This window comes from Dyella japonica DSM 16301 (genome assembly GCF_001010355.1).
GTDB classification, from domain to species: Bacteria; Pseudomonadota; Gammaproteobacteria; order Xanthomonadales; family Rhodanobacteraceae; genus Dyella; species Dyella japonica.
In genome coordinates this window covers 1-399 of record NZ_JPLA01000116.1, presented here as the reverse complement: position 1 = coordinate 399, position 399 = coordinate 1, and the positions used below count along the sequence as shown (strand labels likewise).

The 399-nt window shown below is 43.9% G+C and carries 1 protein-coding gene; it reads right to left on the bottom strand.

The window, feature by feature from the left end; translation table 11 throughout:
* The coding region (locus Y882_RS20340) for a hypothetical protein (RefSeq protein ID WP_211259224.1) at positions 1–399 on the bottom strand (399 nt) is incomplete at both ends.

The following is a 399-nucleotide window of genomic DNA, read 5'->3' as shown; positions in this document are numbered from 1 at the left end:
CCCCTTACATTAAAACGAGCCTCGCAAGCTCCAGTGTTAAATCTGACAACATCAAGACCAGCAACCCAATCATAACCCCACCGAACGGCCTTAAAGATGTTTGATGCTGCACCATCGCTTGGCAACTCAACAAGAAGACCAGCCGCTCGGTCCCTCCAGTCAACAAAAGATCCACCGGCTACTTGACCGCCAATTAGAGCATTACCGCCACCAGTTCTAGATCCTGAAACTCTAATGCCATTTGCATTATTATCAATAGGCCATATGTTTAAAAGACCGTTAAGATGAAGGTTTTGATGATCAAATGATGCAACATTTGTACCATTACAAAAAACCTGCAATATTCCGTTACCACCTTGCTTAAACCCAGTGCGGCTATCACCTATAGCTAACGAATTA